This window comes from Photobacterium aquae, from assembly GCF_001029445.1.
In the GTDB taxonomy this organism is placed as follows: Bacteria; Pseudomonadota; Gammaproteobacteria; order Enterobacterales; family Vibrionaceae; genus Photobacterium; species Photobacterium aquae.
The window spans coordinates 59,538-83,059 of record NZ_LDOT01000015.1; the positions used below are offsets into that span (position 1 = coordinate 59,538).

At 46.6% G+C, this 23,522-nt stretch carries 24 protein-coding genes and 1 riboswitch; of the genes, 14 read left to right on the top strand and 10 right to left on the bottom strand.

All coding sequences use genetic code 11. From position 1 onward, the window contains the following. Window positions 1-32: 32 nt before the first annotated feature. On the bottom strand, window positions 33-473 hold the full coding sequence (locus ABT56_RS12530; protein WP_084722255.1) for a bactofilin family protein: 441 nt from the start codon (window positions 471-473) through the stop codon (window positions 33-35). Further along, window positions 377-1,327 carry a M23 family metallopeptidase gene (locus tag ABT56_RS12535; RefSeq protein WP_047879264.1) on the bottom strand — a complete coding sequence of 317 codons (951 nt, stop codon included), beginning with the start codon at window positions 1,325-1,327 and terminating at the stop codon, window positions 377-379. The genes ABT56_RS12530 and ABT56_RS12535 overlap by 97 nt, the downstream gene beginning before the upstream one ends. 240 nt (window positions 1,328-1,567) lie before the next feature. On the opposite strand from ABT56_RS12535, the gene ABT56_RS23935 reads away from it, so the two are divergent. The 3 genes from ABT56_RS23935 (at window position 1,568) to ABT56_RS12545 (ending at window position 2,728) form a co-directional block, all read left to right on the top strand. Further along, entirely contained in the window at window positions 1,568-1,897 is a 330-nt protein-coding gene (locus ABT56_RS23935) for a hypothetical protein (protein WP_157037844.1), read from the top strand. A gap of 43 nt (window positions 1,898-1,940) precedes the next feature. Beyond that, the gene (locus ABT56_RS12540; protein WP_053062477.1) at window positions 1,941-2,273 is read left to right on the top strand and encodes a hypothetical protein; all 333 of its coding nucleotides are present in this window, start codon (window positions 1,941-1,943) and stop codon (window positions 2,271-2,273) included. A 164-nt stretch (window positions 2,274-2,437) separates the two neighbouring features. After that, window positions 2,438-2,728 (top strand): YkgJ family cysteine cluster protein, encoded by a 291-nt coding sequence (locus ABT56_RS12545; RefSeq protein ID WP_084722257.1) that lies wholly within the window; start codon window positions 2,438-2,440, stop codon window positions 2,726-2,728. A 108-nt stretch (window positions 2,729-2,836) separates the two neighbouring features. Here the strand turns inward: ABT56_RS12545 and ABT56_RS12550 are convergent, their stop codons facing one another. The 3 genes from ABT56_RS12550 to ABT56_RS12560 all read right to left on the bottom strand — a co-directional run bounded on the left by ABT56_RS12550 (window position 2,837) and on the right by ABT56_RS12560 (window position 6,316). Beyond that, a complete protein-coding gene (locus ABT56_RS12550; protein ID WP_047879222.1) occupies window positions 2,837-3,328 on the bottom strand; it encodes a peptidylprolyl isomerase in 492 nt (163 codons plus the stop codon). Window positions 3,329-3,456: 128 nt separating this feature from the next. After that, window positions 3,457-4,146 carry a TSCPD domain-containing protein gene (locus ABT56_RS12555; RefSeq protein WP_047879223.1) on the bottom strand — a complete coding sequence of 230 codons (690 nt, stop codon included), beginning with the start codon at window positions 4,144-4,146 and terminating at the stop codon, window positions 3,457-3,459. A 19-nt stretch (window positions 4,147-4,165) separates the two neighbouring features. Beyond that, complete coding sequence (locus ABT56_RS12560) at window positions 4,166-6,316, bottom strand: adenosylcobalamin-dependent ribonucleoside-diphosphate reductase (RefSeq protein WP_047879224.1); 2,151 nt, start codon at window positions 6,314-6,316, stop codon at window positions 4,166-4,168. 5 nt (window positions 6,317-6,321) lie between these two features. Between ABT56_RS12560 and ABT56_RS23940 the strand changes: the two genes are divergently transcribed. Next, window positions 6,322-6,474, top strand: a complete 153-nt coding sequence (locus ABT56_RS23940) for a hypothetical protein (protein WP_157037845.1) — start codon at window positions 6,322-6,324, stop codon at window positions 6,472-6,474. A 221-nt stretch (window positions 6,475-6,695) separates the two neighbouring features. Here the strand turns inward: ABT56_RS23940 and ABT56_RS12565 are convergent, their stop codons facing one another. Next, window positions 6,696-7,319, bottom strand: a complete 624-nt coding sequence (locus ABT56_RS12565; protein WP_047879225.1) for a thiol:disulfide interchange protein DsbA/DsbL — start codon at window positions 7,317-7,319, stop codon at window positions 6,696-6,698. Between the two features lie 315 nt (window positions 7,320-7,634). Between ABT56_RS12565 and yegD the strand changes: the two genes are divergently transcribed. Further along, window positions 7,635-8,987: a molecular chaperone gene (gene yegD, locus ABT56_RS12570; protein WP_047879226.1), complete on the top strand. Its 1,353-nt coding sequence runs from the start codon at window positions 7,635-7,637 to the stop codon at window positions 8,985-8,987. Window positions 8,988-9,108: 121 nt separating this feature from the next. Here yegD and ABT56_RS12575 read toward each other — a convergent pair whose 3' ends face one another. Continuing rightward, a complete protein-coding gene (locus ABT56_RS12575; protein ID WP_047879227.1) occupies window positions 9,109-9,414 on the bottom strand; it encodes a high-potential iron-sulfur protein in 306 nt (101 codons plus the stop codon). 346 nt (window positions 9,415-9,760) lie between these two features. Between ABT56_RS12575 and ABT56_RS12580 the strand changes: the two genes are divergently transcribed. From ABT56_RS12580 to ABT56_RS12590, 3 genes are all read left to right on the top strand, one after another. Next, on the top strand, window positions 9,761-10,420 hold the full coding sequence (locus ABT56_RS12580) for an HAD family hydrolase (RefSeq protein ID WP_047879228.1): 660 nt from the start codon (window positions 9,761-9,763) through the stop codon (window positions 10,418-10,420). A gap of 247 nt (window positions 10,421-10,667) precedes the next feature. Further along, window positions 10,668-11,222 (top strand): hypothetical protein, encoded by a 555-nt coding sequence (locus ABT56_RS12585; RefSeq protein ID WP_157037846.1) that lies wholly within the window; start codon window positions 10,668-10,670, stop codon window positions 11,220-11,222. Between the two features lie 230 nt (window positions 11,223-11,452). Beyond that, the gene (locus tag ABT56_RS12590; protein ID WP_047879230.1) at window positions 11,453-11,866 is read left to right on the top strand and encodes a nuclear transport factor 2 family protein; all 414 of its coding nucleotides are present in this window, start codon (window positions 11,453-11,455) and stop codon (window positions 11,864-11,866) included. Between the two features lie 71 nt (window positions 11,867-11,937). On the opposite strand, the gene ABT56_RS12595 is transcribed toward ABT56_RS12590, so the two are convergent. After that, window positions 11,938-13,311, bottom strand: a complete 1,374-nt coding sequence (locus ABT56_RS12595) for an alanine/glycine:cation symporter family protein (protein ID WP_047879231.1) — start codon at window positions 13,309-13,311, stop codon at window positions 11,938-11,940. Window positions 13,312-13,409: 98 nt separating this feature from the next. Beyond that, a riboswitch (glycine riboswitch) is annotated at window positions 13,410-13,509 on the bottom strand. An 826-nt stretch (window positions 13,510-14,335) separates the two neighbouring features. Between ABT56_RS12595 and ABT56_RS12600 the strand changes: the two genes are divergently transcribed. From ABT56_RS12600 to ABT56_RS12620, 5 genes are all read left to right on the top strand, one after another. After that, entirely contained in the window at window positions 14,336-15,052 is a 717-nt protein-coding gene (locus ABT56_RS12600; RefSeq protein WP_240478309.1) for a helix-turn-helix transcriptional regulator, read from the top strand. A 289-nt stretch (window positions 15,053-15,341) separates the two neighbouring features. After that, window positions 15,342-15,713, top strand: a complete 372-nt coding sequence (locus ABT56_RS12605; protein WP_240478310.1) for a nuclear transport factor 2 family protein — start codon at window positions 15,342-15,344, stop codon at window positions 15,711-15,713. Between the two features lie 162 nt (window positions 15,714-15,875). After that, window positions 15,876-16,229, top strand: coding sequence for a tRNA-binding protein (locus ABT56_RS12610; protein ID WP_047879232.1), 354 nt, complete (start codon window positions 15,876-15,878; stop codon window positions 16,227-16,229). Between the two features lie 238 nt (window positions 16,230-16,467). Then, a complete protein-coding gene (locus ABT56_RS12615) occupies window positions 16,468-17,070 on the top strand; it encodes a CHAP domain-containing protein (protein WP_047879233.1) in 603 nt (200 codons plus the stop codon). 179 nt (window positions 17,071-17,249) lie between these two features. After that, entirely contained in the window at window positions 17,250-18,392 is a 1,143-nt protein-coding gene (locus tag ABT56_RS12620) for a J domain-containing protein (protein WP_047879234.1), read from the top strand. Window positions 18,393-18,465: 73 nt separating this feature from the next. Here the strand turns inward: ABT56_RS12620 and ABT56_RS12625 are convergent, their stop codons facing one another. Beyond that, window positions 18,466-21,582, bottom strand: coding sequence for an efflux RND transporter permease subunit (locus tag ABT56_RS12625; RefSeq protein ID WP_047879268.1), 3,117 nt, complete (start codon window positions 21,580-21,582; stop codon window positions 18,466-18,468). Window positions 21,583-21,587: 5 nt separating this feature from the next. Beyond that, entirely contained in the window at window positions 21,588-22,775 is a 1,188-nt protein-coding gene (locus tag ABT56_RS12630) for an efflux RND transporter periplasmic adaptor subunit (RefSeq protein ID WP_047879235.1), read from the bottom strand. A 133-nt stretch (window positions 22,776-22,908) separates the two neighbouring features. Between ABT56_RS12630 and ABT56_RS12635 the strand changes: the two genes are divergently transcribed. Next, on the top strand, window positions 22,909-23,517 hold the full coding sequence (locus tag ABT56_RS12635) for a TetR/AcrR family transcriptional regulator (protein ID WP_047879236.1): 609 nt from the start codon (window positions 22,909-22,911) through the stop codon (window positions 23,515-23,517). Window positions 23,518-23,522 lie beyond the last annotated feature (5 nt).

The window sequence follows — 23,522 nt, forward strand, 5'->3', positions numbered from 1 at the left end:
TTCGCTTCTTATCTCAATAAACAAGCGGGGTATTATTCATTCACCGCTTTAGAATCATGCTTTTTGCTTGAGGCTTTTGAAGCCACTTTATCTTTAGGCGTTAATTCAACCACTGGTTTCTGTTCTGCTGGGTGAGTGCTACCGAAGAACTTACCACCGCGTTCAATGCTCAAATTGTCACTGTAAATAGTGCCAGATACGACCCCTTTCTCTAGGATTTCAATCGTATTGGCATAGCAAGTCCCTTCAACATTACCGTTGACTACGATTTTGTCGGCATAGATTTCGCCTTTCACTTGACCCGTATTGCTGACTACCAGGTTTTTCTCAATACGAAGTTTGCCTTCAATAACGCCATCAACCTGAATATCGCAAGTTAGTTGGAGTTCGCCAGTGATATCGCATCCCTTTGCGATGACAGTTGTAGTTGCATGCTGACTCGCTGTTCCACCTTGTTTATTAAAGATGCCCATTTAATTTTCCTCTCTTTTTCGAAAATATGTTCAAAATTATCCACGCCCCAGTCAACAAAAGAGCTAGGGTTCAGCGCTCGGCCCACGAAGCGAATTTCATAATGTAAATGCGGCCCTGATGACAGTCCGGAATTGCCCGAATAACCAATTAGTTCGCCTTTGTTTACAAAGTCACCGCTGCGAACAGCGAACTTTTGCAGATGGGAGTATGAGGATGTGAACCCGAAAGAGTGCTGAAGCCGCAAAAAGTTACCTGACCCTTTGTTGCTTGGTCGTACAGTTTCAACTACGCCATCCGCAGGTGCATAAATCGGCGTTCCGATATTTACGGCAAAATCGAGTCCTCGGTGCATACGCTTTTCACGTGTAATTGGGTGTATGCGCACGCCGTACAATGATGAACGCCTTGCATCTTTGACCGGGGAGCCGTTTGGTAGACTATCGAGAATTGTTAACCTGACAGCTGAGTTTATTGCAGCAACATCAAGACGTACTTCCAGTCGTGTATCTGCATCGGTGCTGACGCCAAGTAAAGATTCAAGTTCCCCCAAACGGTCGGAAACCGTACTTAAACGTAACTCTCGCTCATCCAAATCACTTTCTAGATCGGATTTAAGTAGTTTGAGTGCGTCAAGCTCTTCATTCATAGAAGAGGACTGTTTTTCCAGCTCTTCTTGTTTTACTTTGGCGAAATCGACCTCATTTACCAGGTACCACATGGTGCCGCCGGTCAGTAACGATGCGATAACGACGATAGAGCACGCCCAACGCAAACCGTTTTGCGATTTTCTTCCTAAGCTAAACTGTCTAGAACCGTTTATCGAGGATACCGAAATTGTGATACGTTCCTTCATGGCACTACATTTATAAGCAAGTTTCTTAAACACAAGGCGACCGTTTGCGTGTTTTCCTTAAGGCAGATCTCGAGTTGTTTTCTGCAATGTTGAAATATTGCTTATGCTGAAGCAGGCTGTAACAGCGTCATATTTTTGTCAGGGATGGATAAGTAGATCAAATATAGTCTAATGCTTTGACTTTAAATGGAATTGGTAAGAGAGTTATTAAGAATAATGGCTTTCAGCGAGATGTAGAGAATGTTGGGGTTGCTTGGCGTTGTAGTTGTTAATGTGTTATTGGCATTGGCCTGTTTTCTTTGTGTTGGTCTCTGGGGCCTTGGTGTTCCTGGGGTAATAAATTATCAATCGCTTTATTTTTGGTTGTGGTTGTCGGCCGGGATGATACTTGGCTGTTATTTTTTATTTTCTCTTTCTTTGTCTTGGTGTGGTATTTCTGCTTTGTTTGCAGCTAATGATGGACAATCATTGTCTGTATCCGAATTATATATTCGTACAGTGGTAGGTCTCGGTGTGTTTGTTGTACTTGAGGCGATAGTTTATAAAATGATCAAGGTTTTCACATCATGATTTTACGGTGTTAGGGGCGGTGTTGAGTTCGATGAGGGCGATAATGAAAAAAATAGCAATATTGTTTTTTAGTATCATCATGCTGGTTGGTTGCAGTAAACCACTGCCTAGTGATAAGTGGTCTTATATCGGGGAGTGGGTCAGTGATGATATGTATTTGTTGATCCTTCCTGATGGCTCTGTGTCTTACGAGCGAGTAAAAGAGGGGGCAAGCACGTCAATAAATGCGCCGTTGCAAGAATTTATCGGTGACGACTTTACGGTTGGTTTTGGCTTTTTGAATACCAAGTTTATTGTTTACTCTCCGCCTTATGAATCTGGTGGTGAGTGGTTCATGGTGGTTGACGGTGTCAAGTTAGTTAAGGTTGATGGCTAGATGGTGATTAACCACCGCGATATGGCACTGGCGGCGTGATTCTGTTCTGGATAGGCATTGACTGACGGGGATAGTGTGCGGGGATGCGAAATTACTTTGGAATAACCCGCATAGTACGAATCAGTTTGGGGTATGATGGACAATTGCGTTTATTGTAGATAGCCATGAATATACCAGTCAAAAATGAAACACCCTCTGAGGTTTTATGCTCTAACTGTAAGGCTTGCTGTTGTCGGTTAGAAGTGATGCTGATTTCTGATACCGGTGTGCCAGAAGAACACATCAAGCGTGATCAGTGGGGGGGAGAAACCATGCTCAGGTTGTCAGATGGGTGGTGCTCGGCGTTAGACCGCGAGACTTTCATGTGTACCATTTATGAAAATCGCCCGTGGATATGCCGCGAGTTTGAAATGGGCTCATACGAGTGCCGTGATGAGCGTGCTGAATTTTTATAGGTTCAGCCAGTAAGTCACATGTAGTGGCCCAATTACCCAAGAGTTTCCGTGTTTATTATCGGAAATGTCAGCTCGGGTATGAGCCACTATAAGTGATGCTTTTGGTTTTTACTTAATAGTGACTTTTTCGATCACAATGGCTTCGCGCGGAACATCGTCGTGGCCGTGTTTTGATGTGGTTTTTGCTCGGCCAATTTTCTTCACAACATCCATACCCGCCGTTACTTTACCAAATACCGCATAGCCCCAGCCATCGTTGGTGGTTGCGGTAAAATCCAAGAAACTGTTGTTTGCCAAGTTAATGAAAAACTGTGCTGTTGCAGAGTGCGGGGCATCAGTACGCGCCATCGCAATAGAGCCGATAACGTTCTTTAGGCCACGGTTGGCTTCATTTACGATAGGATCGTGAGTTGGCTTTTCTGTCATATCAGCAGTATGGCCACCGCCTTGGATCATGAAGCCCTTAATGACACGATGGAAAATGGTGCCTTCATAGAAGCCTTCTTGACAATATTTGATAAAGTTCTTTGATGTGACAGGGGCTTTGTCCATGTCCAGTTCAATTTCGATATCGCCAAAGTTAGTGGTAAAAATAATCATATTGCAATGACACCGTTAAGAGGGATGAATTAAGCGGTGCAGTATACGCAAACCAATGAAAAAAGCGACGGCTATAAAAAAGCTGCTCATAGTGAGCAGCTTTTGGAGAGTATCGGATTAGCAAGGCATCAGCCGCACTTGGAATCACCGCAGTTAAGACAGGTTTGGCAACCGTCTTTGATGATGACCGATTTATTGTGACACTTATAGCAAAGCGTCGCGCTTGGTGGGAAGTTGCCGGTCTCTTCTTCTTTAGCTTCTTCCTGCTGAGCGGCAAGTTCGGCTTTCTTGGCGTCAAGAAATGCCTGCTGGTGTTCGTCAACTTCAGGTTTGCCCAGCATGCCGATTTCAGTGAGGTGCTGTTCGATAACATTGCCGATCTCAGCAATCAGCGAAGGCACATACTTGCCTTTGTTCCAGTAACCACCGCGTGGGTCGAAGACTGAGCGTAGCTCTTCAACAAGGAAGGTACAGTCACCACCTTTGCGGAATACCGCAGACATAATACGGGTGAGGGCGACGATCCACTGATAGTGCTCTAGGCTCTTGGAGTTGATGAATACCTCGAACGGGCGGCGAGTTTCATACTCGGTACCTTCATTAAGCACAACGTCGTTGATGGTAATGAACAGCGAGTGCTCTGAGATGTGCTCAGGTGTTTTTAACTTATAGGTTGTACCCAGCAATTTTTCGGGACGCTGGATATCTTCGTGCATTTGCTCGACTTTTACCTCTGGCTGGGCCGGAGCTGCCTGAGGGGGCTGTTCTTTGCTTTTTACGCTGAAGGCGACAATCTTGCTGTCAATTTTCTTAGCCATGTTTTAAAACCTATCTCGCTTAAAATTTACCGTAGTAGCCTTCTTTTAGGGCATCGTAGAGGTTGGCGGCAGAGTGCATTTCGCCGTCGTATTCGATCTCCTCATTACCCTTGGCTTCAATGGTTGTACCGTCTTCCAGCGTGAACACATAGGTTGTGTTCTCCAAATCTTTTTCTTTAACTAGCACGCCTTGGAACACTTCCGGGTTGAAACGGAATGTAGTGCAGCCTTTCAGGCCTTTGTCGTAGGCATCCATATAGATGTCTTTGAAGTCTTCGAACGGGAAGTCGGTCGGTACGTTGGCTGTTTTTGAGATTGACGAGTCAATCCAGCGTTGTGCCGCGGCTTGCACCTCGACGTGTTGGCTAGGGGTAATATCATCGGCAGTGATGAAGTATTCCGGTAGCTGGCACTCGGCATCGGTGGTGTATGGCATAGCTTTTTGGTTGATCAGCTCACGGTAGGCTAATAGCTCGAAGCTGTATACATCGACACTCTCTTTGGATTTCTTACCCGGTACGATAACGTTACGGGTGTAGTGATGGGCAAAGCTAGGTTCAATCCCGTTACTGGCATTATTGGCCAGAGACAGCGAAATCGTCCCCGTAGGGGCAATGGAACTGTGGTGGGTGAATCGCCCGCCGTGTTCGGCCAGTTGTGCAACGAGCTCTGGTTCGATCTCGGCGACCTGCTGCATGTAACGGCTATATTTGGCGTGCAGCACTTTGCCTTTCACCTTGTCACCAATTTTGATGCCGTCTTGGGCCATTTCCGGGCGCAGGCGCAGCATCTTGGCAGTGATCTCGAACTCTTCGTCCATGATCGGCGCGATGCCTTTTTCCTTGGCAAGACTTAGAGATTCTTTCCAGCCGGTTAATGCCATTTCCTGAGCGACTTGCTCGGTGAAAGCGACAGATGTCGCGCTGCCGTATTTGTGCTTGAGCATGGTGATGGTTGAGCCCAGACCCAAAAAGCCCATGCCATGGCGTCGTTTGTTGATGATTTCGTGGCGTTGCTTTTCAAGCGGCAGCTGGTTGATTTCTACCACGTTGTCGAGCATCCGGGTAAAGATAGCGACAACGCGACGGAATGCCTCCCAGTCGAAACGGGCTTCATCGGTAAATGGATCGCGAACAAACTTGGTTAGATTCACCGAGCCCAGCAAACATGCGCCATATGGCGGAAGTGGCTGCTCACCGCATGGGTTGGTTGCGCGGATTTCTTCGCAGAACCAGTTGTTGTTCATTTGGTTGACTTTGTCGATCAGGATAAACCCGGGTTCAGCGTAGTCGTAGGTAGACGTCATGATGACGTTCCATAGGTTGCGGGCAGGCAAAGTGCGGTAAACCTTGCACGCAACACGGCCTTCACTGTCTTCAACCAGATTTTCCTTAGTTGGCCAGTCGGCCCAGACAATGCTGGCGTCATTATCCAGATCGAGTTTGTCCTGTTTGGCTTCCTTTGCCGTGATCGGGAAAATTAATTGCCACTCTTGATCGTTTTTAACGGCTTCAATGAAATCTTCGGTGATCAGTAGTGATAGGTTGAATTGACGCAAGCGGCCATCTTCTCGCTTGGCGCGAATGAAGTCGATGATATCGGGATGGCGGATATCCATGGTACCCATTTGTGCCCCGCGGCGACCGCCCGCAGACGAGACGGTAAAGCACATCTTGTCATAGATATCCATGAAAGAGAGCGGGCCAGAGGTATATGCCCCGGCTCCCGATACGAAAGCACCGCGAGGGCGTAGTGTCGAGAAATCGTAACCGATACCGCAGCCGGCTTTAAGAGTCAGGCCTGCCTCATGGACTTTGTTCAGGATGTCATCCATCGAGTCATCGATAGTACCGGAAACAGTACAGTTGATGGTAGAGGTAGCCGGTTTGTGCTCAAAGGCACCCGCATTGGATGTAATACGGCCTGCGGGGATTGCACCGTTACGCAGTGCCCACAGGAATTCATTATACCAGTGATCTTTGGCGTTTTTTTGTTCTAGGTCTGCCAATGCACGGGCAACGCGTTTGAAGGTATCGTCAAGCGTGATATCAATAGCTTCTCCATGCTTTGATTTAAGACGATATTTGCTGTCCCAGATTTCCATAGAGGTTGGCTGGTAAGCAATATCAGATGCTTGAGATACGTTCGAAGCCGTTGGGGTTTTCGCCATTATGAATGCACCTTAATGTTGTCGTGTTGTATTGCCGCCGCCGACAGCAGACAGAAAAGCCAAGCTGGTTACAACATGTCTACTTGTTGAGCAAGAAGTTGAGCGGTGGCAGCAAGGCGCTGATCAAACCACTAACCATGATGATCTTCAAGTCTTGACATGGTGATATTCTGACAATGTAACGATTTGGTAATAGCAACATATTTGATAGACGAAATAGTTGTATGACTTGCATCTTTTCGCCATGTGGACGTTGGATGCTTGTGTCAGCATCGGTATTTGAGGTGCGGGTATTGTTTTGTAAATACTGTGATGCGGAGCTGAATGGAAAAAAAAGCAGCTAGAATTAGCTGCTTTTTGAAGGGATGAAACAACGCGATTATTTGTTGTCGATGAGGTAGCGAATAGTGGTAGCAATCTCTTCAACACTTTCGTGCTTGTCGCTTTGAATCATGTACTTACCTTTAACGATAAATACTGGTACGGACGTTACACGGGCATTGTTTTCAAACTCGTTGGCAGTTTTCATCAGGTTGTAGACGGTTTGCTGCTCAGTTTCTGTAAGATCAAACGGGCTCTTGATGTTGTACTTACTGAAAATCTCTTTGATTTTGGCTTCGCGCTGGGTGGCATCTAAGCCCTCAGAACCGCCTTGAATAAAGGCAAACAGATCTTCTTTGATTTCAGGTGATGGCTTGCCGTCCATCTGGAAAGCCGCGGTATAGAACATATAAGCAGCGATTTGCGCACTCTCATTGAAGGTCACGTGCATTTGCTCGACGTCTGTTTTCGCCAACTCTTTTAGTGTCGGCAGTACCTGCTCCATATTACGACAGTGGCCGCAACCGAGCGAAAAGACCTCAATGACATCGGCCACGTTTTCTGTCGGAGTAGGAACAACGGTGTACTGTTCGCCTTCTTTTGGCACATTGCTATCGGAGCAACCGCCAAGCAGGGCGGCAACAAGAGTCAGGGGCGCAAGGAAAGTTAGTAATTTTTTCATCATTCTCATCATGATAAGTCTAAAAGTTCAAGTATGGACGATAAACCTAGTTATGTTGTCATGCCAAATCAAATTTTCAGATGCTAGCGATGCAGTTTCTGAATCAGAAGCGCATCTTTGGCATTTTTCTAATGATGAATGAGCGATTTTAGCTGCTTATTTGTGCGAATAAACGGGTAATCGACAGTGGCTTTGATTTTGTTGGGGAGGGGGACAATCGCGACTTGGCTCGCCATTTAAGTTTCAGTAAGATGGTCGGTTTCGTTGTGAAACAGCGGCTACGGGCTGCGCTCTAACTTAATCCCCGGAGGGAAAATGTTTATCGGCTTTGATTATGGAACGGCGAATTGCTCGGTGGCTGTGATGGAGCAAGGGCAGCCTCGTCACTTGCAGCTTGAAGGTAACAATACCATGATACCTTCCACGTTGTGCGCGCCGACGCGTGAGGCGGTGAGCGAATACCTATTTAAGTTCATGGGGGTTAAGCCAACGGATCAACTTGGCGAGCAAGTGCTGCGCCGGGCAATTGCGGCTAACCGTGATGAAGACATTGAATTGGCAAAAGGCGATATGCTATTTGGCCAGGCCGCGTTGGATTTGTACTTGAGCGATCCGGAAGAGGTGTATTACGTTAAGTCGCCTAAATCTTTCTTGGGAGCCAATGGATTACATGAAGTGCAGATCAGCTTTTTTGAAGATCTGGTCACAGCCATGATGTCTAATATTAAAACTCAGGCAGAGGGTGCGCTTCAACAGTCTATTGAACACACCATGATTGGTCGCCCTATTAACTTTCAGGGTTCTGGTGGTGAAAGGGCGAATGAGCAAGCCGAATCGATTCTGCGCCGTTCGGCGGTAAGGGCGGGTTTTAAGTCGGTTGAGTTTCAGTTTGAGCCGGTTGCTGCCGGGTTGGAGTTTGAGAGTACGCTGACAGAAGATAAAACGGTGCTGGTGGTTGATATCGGTGGTGGTACGACTGACTGTTCGATGATTCAAATGGGGCCAAGCTGGTTTAAGCGAATTGATCGCCAGTCAAGCCTATTGGGTCATAGTGGTTTGCGTGTCGGCGGTAATGATTTGGATATCCATCTGGCCTTTCGCCAATTAATGCCTGAATTGGGGTTTGGGACTCAGACCCAAAAGGGGATTGATATGCCCATTAGTCAGTTCTGGAATCCGATTGCCATTAATAATGTGGTTGCACAAGGTGACTTCTACGCGAATGCCAACCTTGCGGTACTTGACCAGTTGCGCCGTGACGCGGCACAGCCTGAGAAGCTGGCGCGATTGATTAAGGTTTACCACGAAAAGCTGGGTTATCAATTGGTACGCAAAGCCGAAGAGTGCAAGATAGCGCTCTCTGAGCGAACAGCGCAGCAAGTTACATTGCATGAGCTGGCAGATGCACTGTCGGTGGATATTTCGCAGTCGGAGATGGCAGCAGCGATCGAGTCGCCACGGGTTCAGATCAGCCAACTTATTACCGAGGCGGTGGAGCAAAGCGGGGTGCGCCCTGATATGGTCTACATGACTGGCGGTACAGCAAAGTCTCCGGTGCTGCGTGAGACGGTTGAAGCGCTGCTACCAGGTATTCCTGTTGTTAGTGGTAGCTATTTTGGTTCAGTGACTGCTGGTCTAGCTCGTTGGGCTGAGGTCGCATTTAAGTAGTGACGTTATAGTCTAATGATCCCAAGGTTTCGATGAATTGACTGGGGTCGCTAACGATAATGCTGAATGGGGCTCAAAGAGAGCCCCTTTTTTGTTTGCATTTTGGATGTTAGCGAGGAAATTATGGTTTTTTCGCCCATGCACTACACCAACCTTTGGCGTTTACGGCTTTGCCTGGGAAGATGGCGCATGGTCGCCATTCTTTACCATCTTCACCTTGGATGAGTGCGCAGTTCGCACAATTTTTTTCTGCATCTGGTGATTCATGGACATATTGAAGCGCTTTTGCTTGCGGGTCATCCTCACTTAATTGTGGAAGCTCTGCCGCATGAACGGGCTGAGTTAACAGTGTTTTTCCGGCTGTCATCCCAATCAGGCTCGCGAGGGATAGTTTGAGGAATGTTCTGCGGTTCTTATTGTCTTTCATTATTACTTCCTTTTAGTGTCATGACATTGCTTGAATGTATTGTTTTTATCTGGGTATCTTCCCATGATCGATTTTAGTCAAACTATTTGTTATCTACCGTTTGTGTTTACGTTGGCTCAATTCTGGGCGATCAGTTTATGCATCGATAGATATAGCAATATTCCGACATTGATGTTTTTTATTGGCTTGTGAAATATTTCAGAATAAAGCGTCAAAACTAGATGTTTTTATCATTTCGTATTAGTGATCTAAGGCAGGGTTTTGCTGTTTGGGTTCAAGCGGTGCTTGAAACACGCGTGTTACAAGCGCATTATCGCCCCGCACGAAGAAACCATAGGTATATGAAATGACGGATTTATTTTTGATTGATATAGACGGCGCGCTGGTTGAATCTAAAGCGCTTGAGCTGGAGTGCTATTTTCGTGCGGTAGAAGAGGTACTCGGGATAACAGTGGATATCGATCGCAGCCAATTCAAACATTCAACGGATGCTGGCGTGTTGGATGAACTGCTCACTCGTTACCAGACAGCAGGAAATCGCATGCTTAATCACCGCAAGGTTGAGCAACGCTATTTGGCATTGATGAATGAAGCATTGGCCATCACCCCGGAGAAGGTGAAAGTTGCTCCGGGCGTACATGATTTTCTTGCCAATATTGCACCAAGTGAAGATTGTTACTTAGCTATCGCTACATCTGGTTGGGAATCTGCGGCTAGAGTTAAGCTGCGCGCAGTTGGTTTGGATATTAGTACCTTTACGTTTGCCACATCGTCAGATGCGATGAGCCGAACAGAGATCATGGCATTGGCAGCTTTTCGTGCCAAGCAAGATAGCGGCTTGACGTTTGAACGTTGCATTGTGTTGGGCGAGGGGGCACAAAACCGCGATGCGTCGAAAGAGCTGGGTTACGAATATATTGAAATTGGCGGTAGCGATATTAATCAGTCTCATTTGCCAAACTTGTCACATTTCAAGCAAGTATACTCTGAATTAACCGTGCATTGATGGTGAGCTGAAAATACACACGAGATGCACTGATTTTATTTCAGACAACACGAGATCATAATAGGCAAATGGTGAGCGAGAGTGTGAAAGCGCTTCCAGTTTATGGGTGATGACACGGCTCGCTTCCGAGAAATCGATATAGTCACAGGACATATTTATTCATAGATCGGCCAATATCGCTATGCGCGCTCGCCACTTACTGTTTTCTGCTATTGCTGGTTGTTGTTCTGTTTTTTTTGCTGGGCAAGTGACTGCCGCCCAGGAAGATGTTCCATATTGTCATCGCTATATGGATTTCAACTTCCCTGATTACATGGCACTGTGGAACTATGATGATCCGCAGACTACCGCGACGACTTTCTTTGCGATGTTAGATATGGCTGCCGTCAGTGTCGATAAGACATTTTTCAGCGAGCTACTGAGCCAAATTGCCCGTACTTACGTGATGCGCAATGACTTTACTCAGGCCGAGTATTATCTTGCTCAGGCCAAGGCATTTTTGGGCAATGCAGAGCCTCGTGCCGAGGTGTATTACATGCGCGAAAAAGCGCGTATGTTAGCGGCTCAACATGATCGCGAAGGTGCGAAAACACTTCTGGTTGAGGCTTGGACATTGGCAGAGAAAGAACGATACGACCAGTTGGTTCTTGAAACGGCTCTGGATTTAGCTGATGATACTTGGGTGAATCTTCCTGAGCAGGAAAAGCAGCAATGGTTGGAAAAAGCTCGCCAGACCGCTGCAACCACACAAGACGAACGAACCAAGCGCTGGATGCTGGAAAACCCGTCAAGATTGCAATAATTCAAAGGCGCTGATAATCAGCGCCTTTTTTGATCCTCTTCGCTTTTGATGTCATTTCTAAAATCTTCCACAACATGACCGTTATTCTGTGGCACTGTTTATATTTTTGAGTGGTTAGATAGTAGTGTCTAGTATATTTATGTTACTTGTATTTGTGGTTTGTAGCCCAATTGCGCCGGTAGCTGCCAGAAGGGTTTAACCAACATGGATGAAGTAGGAGTTGTTGCACTATGAACAATCAGCAATGGATTTATGATTGGTTTAATAAGGTCTGGGCACAGGCTGACTTAAGTGTGCTGACACAACTGGCCGCAGAACCGTTGAATTTTCACCTACCTGGCGGGAAAATCTACCCGTTATCCCATACTGACTACCTGAATTTTGTTTCTATTTGGTGCCAGCGCTTTCGTGATGTTGCATTTCGTATTGTCGATGTGGTGCAAGAGGGCCATAAGACGGTGGTAATTTATGAGTGCGAGGCAACTTACAGTGGTGGTTGGGCTCGTATTCCGGCAAAGAAGCAGAAAGTGCACATGACCGGGATGCTGTATTTTGTACAGCAGGAAGATGGGAAAATCTGTGATTGCAGGCTTGAAGACAGTAGTTTCGATCTTTACCAGCAGTTAACGCGCTATCTTGATTAAAAAAGCCCCACACCGTTATGGAGTGGGGCTTTGTGCTATTTGCTACTGGCTATTAGAAGCGAGTCGAGCTGCTAGGCTGTTTGCATGTTCGTGTTGTCTGAGCGAAGTTGCTCAAAGTACTGGCGCGTTTCGCTAACAACCACATCACGAAGCAAGATCAGGCCGATCAGATTCGGAATCGCCATTAGGCCGTTGACGATATCGGCAATGAGCCAAATCATATCCAGCTTCATGAACGCACCACCGGCAATCAATGCAAGGAAGAACAGCTTGTAAGGCAAAATAGCCTTTACACCGAATAGGTAGGTAATGCAGCGTTCACCGTAGTAGTTCCAGCCCAAAATGGTGGTAAAGGCGAAGAACATTAGACCGACGGTAACTAGGATTGGGCCAAGGCTTGACTCAAGACCAGAGGCAAAAGCATAGCTCGTCATGGCAGCACCGGCGAGATCACCTTGCCAAGCTCCTGTAACCACCAATGTCAGACCTGTCATGGTACAGATGATAATGGTATCGAAGAAGGTACCTGTCATCGAGATCAAGCCTTGACGTACGCATGAGTCGGTTTTTGCGGCTGCGGCGGCCATTGGAGCACTGCCCAGACCTGATTCGTTAGAGAATACACCTCGCGCAATACCAGACTGGATAGCCAGCATAATACCCGCACCGACAAAGCCGCCAGTTGCAGCATGGCCGGTAAAGGCAGAGCTGATCACTGTATTAATGGCAGCCGGAATAGCGCTGTATTGTGCTCCCAATACCATGACACAGGCAAAGATGTAGAAGAGAGCCATGAATGGCACCACTTTACTGGCTACAGCTGCGATTGACTTCACGCCACCGAGGGTAACGGTTGCAACCAAGCCAGTGAGTACAACAACTGTAATTTCGCGAGAAATACCAAATGACAGTTGTGCGGCATCCACGATCGCATTTGCCTGAGGGAATGTACCGATACCGAAACAGGCTACGCCCAGTGCAAAGATGGCAAACAGTTTTGCTAGCCATTTTTGGCCGGCACCATTTTGCAGGTAGTACATAGGACCACCGATCATCTGGCCGTTGGCATCAGTTTCGCGGTATTTTACGGCAAGCAGGCATTCTGCATACTTTGTTGCCATACCAAACAGGGCAGCAAGCCACATCCAGAATAGGGCACCCGGGCCACCGAGTTTAATTGCTGTAGCAACACCGACAATATTACCTGTACCGATGGTGGCAGAAAGGGCTGTGCAGAGAGCTGCAAAACTAGAAACATCACCACGGGATTTGCTTTTGTTTTCGTCATCTTTGAACAGGTAACGTAACGCAAGCGGTAAGTAGCGGATCTGGATAACACCCAGACGGAACGTCAGGTAAGCACCAGTACCAACAAGTAGAATCAGGAGCGGGGGACCCCAAACAAGGTTATCAATAGTTTGTAGAAAGTTATAAAACGGATTCATTCTCTTTACCTTTAAACATCAAAGTAAGAGATAAAGAACAACAGATCTCTACCGTTGTCGGCTGTAACAGAAGTTAAGGGTACTTCATACTGTTGTCTTATATCTCCTCTGTCCTTTTGCCTGAGAGTTTCACCCTGTGATAACACGGGGTTTGCTCCTTCGGCGCCCGATTTAACGGATCTCTCCAGAGGCTCCTCCAACAACAGTCCATACCTTGTTGAACACAATGTTCAAAAAGGTGCCTGAAAGATTTACTGCTATTGCCCGGACAGACCCGGACGGGATAGGCAGCTTACTTCTTCGGCGGGCGGTGTTTCTCTTATTTGGGTTACCCCAAAAAGTGAGACTTGCCACTCTCCTGCTGTCTTCATAGGAACACGAACAGGGCTAGTGTAAAGGATAAAAATGAGATTGTCCTCAAATTTATGCTGGCTAAATTTAAATATTTAGTGCAATTATTCCGCACTTGCGATCTGAACCGTATCTTTTGTACGAATTTGCAGCAACTTCTAGTGTAATAGAGTCGTTGGTTGGTAGAAAACATAGAGATGAGGAATACGTCGGTGCGAGGCTTACCTATGCCACAAGTTCAAATACATGCCTGTTGAAATGAGCATTGTGGTGGCAGTGAGGAGGCATCTCGGTTCTTGTGATTGTTTTGATGCGACAAGATTATTAGTAACAAGACACATATAAAGTTGTTGAATACTCAGCATCACTTCTAATACCCTTCTTTTTATAGAATATTAAAGAATAAAAAATTTTTTTATATTCCATTGAATTGTCTGTTAGTGCTGTTTTTTTGCCGCAAATAAATGAAATAAATCGCTGAATTAGTGGTATTAGCAGATATATATACTTTGAGTGCATCACAACTGCAACAGTTTGGCTATCTGGATTTATTTGGGTTTATAGGTATTAATTACTGGTGAGTCGTCACTTTTTTGACTGTTTTGTTAAGCAAGTGGCTGCGAGCAACAAGGATCGTTCAAGTATATCTATTAATACGTAATACAGAAGGTAGATGCTTGTGATTTGGGTGAGTTGTAGTCATTTCGATAAGTTGGCAGAAGCAAAGGAAAACTTGAAGCTGTCCCATGATGTGGTTGACGTTTCACCTTTTGAATTACTGTCGACGATGACCGGGCAGGAATTGATCTTTCTTGAGGTGATAGATTCCACCTCTAATGGATTTGAATTGCTTCGCTCGGTAAAGAGCCGGTTTCCACAAACAAAAGTCGTTGTGGTTTACCATAATTTGGATGCTGATTTGGCGCTTAATGTACTGCGTGCCGGAGGGGAAGATGTGATAGCGGCATCTGCGAGCAAGCCTGAAATCGATGAGTGTTTCAGCCGACTGCATACTCATACGATCAGGCCGGAACCCGTGCAAGGTTTCGAGCAACGTGAAGTGTCAATTCGTCCGGCTCTAAAAATTATCGATGAGAATATCAGTGCTCCCCTTAGAGAAGAAGATCTGGCTAATGCCTGCCATTATTCCCCAACGTATTTCTCTCGTTTGTTTCATAGCGTCATGGGGGTAACCCTGAAGCAGTATATCATCAAGAAACGACTCGATTTGGCTTGTGGCTTGTTGAGCTCGGATAAAGAGAAGATTTCCCATATTGCTCACTCGGCGGGGTTTAAAGATGTCTCCTATTTTTCGCGGGTATTTAAGAAGCATATGGGATGTTCTCCCGGTGAATTCAGAATGCGGAAGTTGAACCTTCATGCGCCTTGATGACAACGGATGTGTATTATTTAGAAAGTATGGATTGATCTCAAAAGACGCAAAGGTTCCGATATGATTGGGCATTATTAGTACCAAATACCTCACAGATGTTACATCGCGGGACCTCATAGTTGGTTTTGCAGGTAAGGGGGCTGCTAAGGTGTACAGATACGTCGGGTAGTCTCGAGTAGGAGAATATCTGCGTTGGAAGAGATAATAATCTTACGGCTGGATGCTAAAGCATTCAGCTGCTGTGTCTGTTGTGCAATATAAGGATGATTGGGTGATGGAGCCACTAATGGAAAAGGACGTGATCAGTGCAGAGCAAAAGCTTAAGGCATCGATGATTGCTTCTGATGTTGCGCTGCTTGATGAATTGCTCTCTGATGACCTCGTTTTTATTAATTACTTCGGGTATCGGCTTACTAAGCAAGACGACATAGAGGCTCACCGATCTGGCCTGTTGTCTATTGAGTCGATAGTGTTTAGTGATCTGCAGATAAAACCCCATGGAGATTGCGCTATGGTTTACGTCAATGCTGAAATCAAAGGGCAATATGATGGGGTAAAGGCCAATGGTTGCTTTGCGTTTACCCGGCTTTGGCAGAAGCTGGGCCAAAATTTACAAGTCGTGTCCGCGCATTCGACGCTTCTGTCCAAGCTCCCTTAGGCGAGGGGGCTAGCGCGTTCCTCGCATATTGAATCCTTGTGGTGCTTGGTACAAATTTATATCTAGTTAGTCATTTTGTTAGCCTATTCAATATCCTGCCAAGCAGGTAGTATTAGCTATTGAGCAAAAGTTGTGCTCGTAGGTAAAGTTAAGGATATATGAATGAAACAGGCCCCAATCAAAGATGAAATTACATTTGATGATTTCGCAAAAATTGATATTCGCGTCGGGACGATTCAAGAAGTTAGCGAAGTGGCTAAATCAGATAAGCTAATGAAGCTGACTGTTGATTTTGGCGATCACACTCGAACTATTCTAGCGGGTATTAAACAAGAGCGAGAAAATCCGAAAGAAATAGAAGGTAAGCAGGCTCTGTTCGTTGTTAATTTGCCTGAGAGAAAGATGGCCGGGGAGATCTCTCAGGGAATGCTGTTTGATATTGGCTATGAAGATAAGTTGCAGCCATGCTTAGCATGTCCAGAAACAGCGATGCCAAATGGTGCAAGGGCGGGGTAATAAAATAAGGCGTGACTTATTTTATAGTTATGGCGGTATTGGGCGAATAAATTGTCGGCCTGATACCGTCCTCTCTTCCTCTCTTCCTCTCTTCTTTTCTGCCTCTCATTCTATCATTTTATCCATATTATTGGCTCTTAACGGGCTTTTGCTAACAAGATATTGTTTTGTTCATCATGGTTTTACATTTAGTATGCACAGCTTTGGGTGAGTTTATCTTTCTTACAAAAGGTTATAAATGAAAAAGCTGGTGATGGCCTTTGGTGTACTCGTTGTTTTGGGTGCAGGTGCTTACAATTTGGTGACGAAGGTTAATTTAAATACAGAGATAGAAATAGGCACAGTTGTTGATTCTTTTAATGGTGTCGACGTCTATTTCAATGGTGGGGTTAATCATGTGCTGGAGCGAAATGTTTCTGTGGATGGTTATAATCTCGGTTTGAAATATCAATGTGTCGAGTTTGTTAAACGCTATTACTATGAGCTATTTCAACACAAAATGCCTGACAGTTATGGGCACGCCAAAGATTTTTTTGATGCGGATGTCATTTCTGGAAGCGTTAATCTAAAGCGAGGATTGCTTCAGTTTACCAATGGACAGGGTGAGCTACCTCAAGTGAGTGATATTCTGGTTTATCAGCCAACGCTATATAACCCATACGGGCATGTTGCAATTGTGGCCCATGTCGATTTGGAAGGACAAAAAGTCGAAATCATTCAGCAGAACCCAGGGCCATTTTCTGAATCCAGAGAAGTCTATGCGATTGCTAAGAACGATGATGGCTATTTTATCGATCATCGGCCTATCCTAGGTTGGTTGCGTAAAATGTCAGGGGTGTAGTCGCAAGGTGATTGTTGCGGGTGCTGTCGGAAATGATACTGTGGTGAAATAATCGTTAAGAAATTTCGTCATTGGCCGATATATCTGAAGAGACACATTTAGTGAGTTCGCATTGGCCGTTTTTTATGCAGTTCGCCCTGAGCCGTAAGTGATTTTCCGCAGTATGGATTTTAATTCGCATGACCACTTTTCATGACATTTTAGGTACCAATAGTTCAACACCGATTGAAGAGGTGAAGCGACAGTACAAGTTGCTCTGTAGCCGAAATCATCCTGATAAAGGTGGTTCTAACGCATTGATGCAATTGGTTGTTAACGCTTATGAACAGGTCATTGCCGGAAAAGGGGATGGTGATGCTCTACAAAAAGTGGCTGCTGCAACAGCGGCTCCTCAGGGGCAAGGTCAAGATAACAATGAGCTTTGGCAGAAGCGTTGCAAATTGCTGGAGCTGAAATATACCCAGTGTATGCATGAGAAAAAGCAGCTAGAGGCGAAATTGCAAACCATGGCCGGTGAGCTTGAGGCTGCTCGTCGGCAGGTTGAGTCAAGCAGCCCAAAGAAGGGGGCTAGCGATGGTGAGCTGCAGACGTTGCGCAATGAAAACAGACGCTTGCAAAGTCAGGTGTCCTCTTTGAATGCTGAGCTTGCTGAGTGTAACGCTACGATGCGGATGGGGAATGAGTTTAAGACTGATGAAGACACTAAGCAGACAGAGAACAAAGAGAACAACCGAGAACCTCGACGAGACTCAGCAGCTAAACGAAAAGTATTTGTAGTGTTGGTCGTGTTGCTGGTGGTTAGTGCTTTGGGCTTTTTGAATAAAGACACCTTGTCAGCATGGTTATTCCCATCTCCTGAGTCAAATCAAGAAAAACCGTTGGTAAAAGTAGAGCCTAATCCCGAGGATCTCGCGCGTGAGTTAGCCGAACGGCAGAGATTGGCTGCCAAGAAAGTGGTTGAAAAACCGATTGAGCCTCGTATTCGCCTTGCTAATTCAGTTGGGGTATGGACATTGGCTGAGTTTGAAAATGTGTCGAAGCCGTACATCAGTGTAAGAAGTGAAGATGGTTCGTATATTGTTAAGAGTTGTACGGAAGACTTTAAGTATTATAAAAGTATGACTCGTCGCTCAAGCCGGATGCCATCGAATTTGATTTTTGAACGCCGTGATAGGCATTTTGAAATTTATGGTATTCCTTATGGCAACGGGGCCGCGGCATCAAATTGGACTAACAGTAAGAGTTTGATGGTGAACAACGAATATTTTGCCAATACGGATTTTGAAGCCGTTTATTACGAGCTACAAATGGCGTGTATGTAACTTGTTTGGTTAGCTATTCACATGAAAAGGACGGGTCCCCCCCGTCCTTTTTTATGAGCGGTGATCGGAGCTATCAGCTAGGTTGCTCAACAGTGTTGGCACATGATCGCCAAGGTTTGAATGTTATTGCCAACCGGAACGCCCCGGGGACGAAATAGAATGAAATGATGGTGGTCAGTAATGTTCCTCCGGCGATGGTAATGGCAAAGGGGGGCCAAAAGCCACCGCCAGCAAGAATGAGAGGCAGAAAGCCACCAACGGTTGTGATAGTTGTTGATGTAATATGCCGAGTACAACTCATTACCGCATCGACAATCGCCTCGATATCACCGTGACATGCTCGAGGGCTCGCCTTGAGTTCGGCCAAAATGACAATCGCTGCGTTGATTGCCAAGCCCACGAGACCCAACAGGGCGATAATAACGGTAAAGCCAAACGGGTAGTTGAAGAGCCCGACGGAAAACAGGCCAAGCCCGGCCGCCAAAAAGCCAACGGTAAAGATGATGCCGCTGAGCCTGAAAGAGTTGAATGCCAGCACAACGACCATGAGAAGCAAAGTGAAGACCATGGTGAGATTGGCCATGAGATTAGAGACTGACTCATTGCGCTCTTCCGATTCCCCGCCAAATTCGATGCTGTACCCTGCGGGTAACGTACGTCGATAGTCTACGAGCCGCGTTTCGAAATGATCCAATGCGGTTTGTGGTAATACGCCAGCCCGGAGATAGCCTTCAATCACATTAACTCGTTGCCCATTTCGGTGAGGTATGGCTCCACGGCTAGGTGATAGGCTCAGATCGGCCAGAGCAAATACCGGAAGGCCGATAAGGCTTTGATCAGAGATGACAGGCAGGGGAAGGCTGCTCAGGTGAGTCATATTCTCCCTCTGCTTGTCACCGACTCGGACTCGTACGGGGATCGATTCACTGGCCTCGATCAGGCTGCCGTTTAGCCTTCCTGTAAACGAGGCTTGCAGCAGATCCGCTACGCCACTGAGACTCAGGCCGCTGAGTTGACTGGCTTCTTCATTGACGTTGACCCATATCTTGGGGGTGCCGGGCTGAAGAGTCTCTCGGGTGTGGGTGACATTGGGGGTTTCCGCCATGATAAGCCGGATATCTTCGCCAATGGCTTTGAGCCGATCAAGGTTGGGGCCGGACAAGCGAACCTCAAGCGGTGCATTGAATGGTGGACCTTGTTCAAGTTTTCGTACCAGAACTTGGGCTTCAGGGAGTATTTGATCAAATTGTTGTTGTAATTTAGGGATTAACGCACTGGCTGCGTTGAAGTTGCTGACTTTTACCATGGCTTGGGCGAAATAGGCAGCGCCTTGCTGACGGCTGACCATGTTGTAATAAAACGATGGGAAATTGCTACCAACAATCCAATTTAGCTGCTCTACCTCTGGGTATTGCGCCATGATTGCATCAATCTTCTGGGTTGTTTGTGCCGTTGCGTAAATACTGGATTGGGGAGCAAGGAATACCTGCAGTTCAAACATATCCCGATCCGACGGCGGGAAAAATTGTTCGGTAAGTTGTCCTGCCCCCCAGAATCCCGTAATGGGAAGAAGGCAGACGAGCGCAGTTGATTTAACACGGTGGCGAATAGCAAGGGCAATACTCTTGGCAAAGAGTGTGCTCAGAGCAGGTATTGTTATGCCGGTATTATACCATTGGCTGTTTTGCTTCTCTGCTGGCGTTCCCCGTTGGGAAGGGGCGGGGAGTATACGGGAAGCGAAGCTGGCGATAATGGTATGGGAGATGATATAGGAGCCAATGAGTGAGAAGCAGACCGTGATTGCGATTGCTCCAACAAATTCCCCTGCAGGTCCTGGCATCAGGAATATTGGGGCGAAGGCCAGTACCGTGGTCAGGGTTGATCCTAGAAGTGGGATCCAGAGATGGTTAACCGATTTTATAGCGGATTCCAGTTTACCGTGACCTTGCTGGCGGTGCGACTGGATGCTGTCGACCATGACAATGGCATTATCGACCATGATGCCCAACGCGACAATCAGTCCGGTAATTGACATTTGGTTGATTGGTAATCCGGTGAACTTCATCATAGCCAAGGTGACAAGGCTGGTGAGCGGAAGGGATAGAGCTACCAGCAAGGCTGATCTGAATCCGAGGGTGAGCAATAGGACCACAAGGATAATAGAGAACCCCATAACTAGATTGGCATTAAGTTCCGATAGTCTCGATGCCGTGTACCCTTGTTGCTCAAAAATCGTATCGAGTTGGATATTGGCGGGTATTTCGGCTTGGTAGTTGGCCATAAATTGGTGGATACGAGCTGTCCATTGGTCAACACGCAATTCCGGCTGCATCCGGACCGCAACAATGACGGCGGGTTTGCCATTGACAAAGGCCAGCTCGGCAGGTGGTGTCGCCATAGTCCGGCTCACCTGTGCAATATCTTCAAGCCGGATTTGGTAACCGTTGCTATCAATGGCTACGGGGACTTTGCGAACGCGATCCAGTGAGTCAAGGGAGTCGGCTACCTCAAGAGTAAAGCGGGTCGTGCCATTGACCAACTCCCCGGCGGCGTTCTTGGCATCTGCGGCACCAATGGATTGCGAGAGCGATAATGCTGAACGGCCCAATGCACTGGTTGCTGCCGGGTCGAGTCTTACTAGAATTTCTTCATCAGGCAGCCCATAACTATCGACAAACTCTACGCCGCTTTGTACACGTAGGCGGTTGGCGAGCTCAATGGCGTAGCGTCGCAGGATAAGCAGATCAGGCTCGGACGTGTCATTCCAGGTTAATGCCGTAATCATAGTGAATGCATAACCGTGATCGCTATCTAGCTCAGGTGTTGAGCTTCCTTGCGGTAGTACTGGTTCAACGTCAGTGAGTTTATCGCGTACCCGGGACCATATCGGATCGGCGTCTGTGACGGTATCGATCAATTCAAGCTGGATAACCGATATTCCCGGACGAGAGACCGATTCAATCAGTTTTATTTCATCTAACTGGCGTAACTTGTTTTCTATCTTTTCCGTTATCAATGCCTCGACACGTTCTGCTGTGGCCCCAGGGAAATGGGTGATAACACTGGCAAAACGGTTATGGATAATTGGGTCTTCTGCCCTAGGTAGCGAGCTTAGCGAAGAGAAGCCCGCAACAATGAGAAAGACAGCGGCAAGTACCATGAGCCGGGTATTGCTCAGAATAGCGTGCATTTTCATCATTCTGCCTTATTCTCAGCCGCTGTGATAGGGTGGGGTAATTCAGTTCGATCGGGATGATGAATCAGTGATACCGGTGGCGTTACGATAGGGGTTACCTGTTGGCCGGGGACAAGTCGGTGGAGGCCGCTGGCGACGATGAGGTCACCACTTGCAATGGCCCCTGTTATAAATGCATTGTCATTATTGGCATAGAGAACCTGAATGGAGCGCCGTTCGATACGTTGCTCGTTATTATTGTCTTTATTAACGATAAAGACATTCCATACCCCTCGGAGACCATCTGTCATCGCCGATAATGGGATCCAATAGCCTGTCGAGTTATGGCGATCATTAAATTGAAGGTAAGCCAGCTCGCCATCAATAGCCTGAACATCCTCAGGCAGAGCAAATCGGAGTTTTACCGTTCGTGAACCCAGATCAACACGAGCTCCCGGGTTAAGTAATGTGACAGGGTAACTAGACTGGCCGATTCTGATCACCCAATTTCCGTCAGTGACAAGTTTTGCCAGCTGTTTGGCAGGAATACCGATATGAGCTTCTTTGTTTGTTGAAGCGAGCAGGGTGACTGTCGGTGAGCCGGTGCCAACGACATCTCCCTTCGAGACATACCTTGCGCTGACAGTGCCATCATAGGGGGCATATACCGTTGATTTGTCACGCTGAAGCTGATTGGCCGCCAGTGATGCATCAAGCTGGCGTAGGTTTGCCTTGAGGGCATTACGCTGGCTGCTGAGATTGTCAATTTCAGCATCGGCACTGAACCCTTTTGTTTTGAGCGCATTCTGCCGCTTTAGATTGGCTTCGATGAGTACCAACTGGGCTTTTATCTGGGCTTTCTGTGCTCGTAATTGATCGGCCTGTGTGAGTAATAACTGGGTATCAAGCCTGACGATAGGTTCTCCGGCTTTGATGTTGTCGCCGACATCAACAAACAGTTGTGCGATTTTTCCACCGAGCTCTACCCCGAGGTTTGCTTGCTGCCCCGCTTGCACCATTCCAACATACTCGCGTTGAACAGTGTAAGAATCGGAAGACGTGAGGCTAAAGGTCTGGATCGCGGGATGTGGATCGGTTGTGGCTTGATGTGTACGATCCGAAGAGGAGCTATTACAGCCAGTGACAGTATACGATAATATTGATAATACAATCACTTGTGCGGCTTTGCATACCTTTAGCCTGTTCATTGAGTATGTCCCTGAGATGATGTTGTTGTTGATGTAGGCGATATGGTCTACGTTTAAAAAATAATCCAATAAAACTAGACTGTCTAGTTTGATTGTATTAAAAACGTTTCATTAATTCGATAAAGGTTACTACGTGTTAAATTCAAGAAGTGCGCAGAAGCGCCAACAAATTTTAGATGCGGCCTCAGAATTATTTGGCGAGCAGGGGTATGGAATCAGTATGGATGCCATCGCCAATAAGGCTAAAGTATCTAAGCAAACGGTATATGCTCATTTCAAAACGAAAGATGAACTGTTTGATACCTGTATTCGGGCAAGTTGTGCGGCTAATAAGATTGATACAACATTGGTTGATGATTGTCGCTCACCAGAAGATGTTTTATTTGATTTTGCCTGTCGTTTTCAATCTATGTTGTTATCAGATGAAGCGAGATATACATACCGAACTGCAGTCAGCCAAAGTGAGACGCATCCTGAACTTGCCAAGGTGTATATTAATGCCGGCCCGCAATATACGGCGGATATGGTGGCTGAATATTGTCAGATTTTGGTTGAACGAGGTGTATTACAGCCAGAGATGGATTGCCAGCAGGCGGCATTTCAGTTGTTACTGATGCTGCACGGTCGTTCAGTGTATTGGGCCTATCTCGGCCAGGATGCGGAAGAGGATACCGCTCAACGCTATGCGTACCTGCGCTCGAGTGTTGAGTTGTTTCTGAAGGGGTACATGGTCAGATCCTGACAATC